This is a genomic window from Mesorhizobium sp. M7A.F.Ca.CA.001.10.2.1 (assembly GCF_003998575.1).
In the GTDB taxonomy this organism is placed as follows: domain Bacteria; phylum Pseudomonadota; class Alphaproteobacteria; order Rhizobiales; family Rhizobiaceae; genus Mesorhizobium.
Window position 1 is genome coordinate 1 of sequence record NZ_RZQY01001074.1, and the last position, 1,204, is coordinate 1,204.

Genomic DNA, 1,204 nt, shown 5'->3' on the forward strand with positions numbered 1-1,204 from the left:
GAGCACCGGCAGCGTCTGGTTGCGCAGGATCTCGCGCGCTTCCGCGATGAATTCGACATAGGCGGCACGTGGAATAAAATATTCGTGCAGGATGTCGGTTTCTTCCATCTGATCGTTGAAGAGATAGGGCACCGAATCGTGCATCGGGTTGTTGCGGGTGACGAGACAAGCCTCGCCCTCGGCCATGGCTGAGGTGCGCGCCACCGTGCAGCTTTCGAATTTCGGCTCCAGGGTCTTTTCGGTGAACCACTTCAGTTCCTGGAACAGGCTGCCCCATTTCGCCAGGTTGATGATCACCCGCTTCAACCCAACCGAACCCGGCTCGCCGATCTCAGGCTGATCCGCCGGCGGCTGCTCCGCCACCTTGTCGTAACGGTAGACGATCATGTCCTCGAGGAAATTGCCGGGCGCCGTCGACAGATGGCCGTAGAACAGGCCGATGTCCTTGTTCGGCTCCAGCACCTCGGCGAAGAATTTCGGAAAATCGTCCGATCTGATGATTTCGCGCGAGGTCCGGTAGACGGCGTTGTCGACGACATCGAGCGTCGCCTCCAGCACCACGCCGAACAGGCCGTAGCCGCCCACGACGTGCCGGAACAGATCGGTGTTCTCGGTCGGCGAGCAGGTGGTCACCGAGCCGTCAGCCAGCATCACTCGCATCGAGCGGATCGAGCCCGCCACCGAGCCTGCCTGGTGGTCCATGCCGTGCGCATTGACCGACAGTGAGCCGCCGACCGAGAAGATGTCGGTCGACTGCATCGCCTTCACCGCTAAGCGCGGATGCAGAAGGTTCTGGATGTCGTGCCAGCGCGCGCCCGGCTGCAAGGTCATGGTCTTGGCCGCCGCATCGACGGTGACTTTGTTGAACTTTCTGAGGTCGAGCACCAGCGCGTTGTCGTCGAAGGTATGCCCGCCCATCGAATGGCGGATGGCGGCCAGTGAGACTTTCAGGCCATTGGCACGCGCGAAGGCCAGCGCATTGCCGATGTGCTCGTCCTCGCTGATCTCGACGACGCCGTAAACCGGCGTCATCGACAGGCCGCTGGCATCGTTGATGTCGCCGCCTTTTGCCGACCAGGGCAGCGACGCGTCGAAGGCCGGCGCATTGTCCAGCGGCTTCAGAGGCAGCGCGAAGCCGTCTATATCGGCGATCCGGCCTGCGTTCTTCGGCCCCGAAGGCGAGCGCGCCAGCCGCGCCACCGTG

Annotated in this window: 1 protein-coding gene; it reads right to left on the reverse strand. The window is 62.8% G+C overall.

Features of this window, described 5'->3' with window-relative positions; all coding sequences use genetic code 11:
* Positions 1–1,204, reverse strand: a 1,204-nt coding sequence (locus EN964_RS35165) for an FAD-binding oxidoreductase (RefSeq protein ID WP_245490740.1), incomplete at both ends; no start/stop codon positions are given.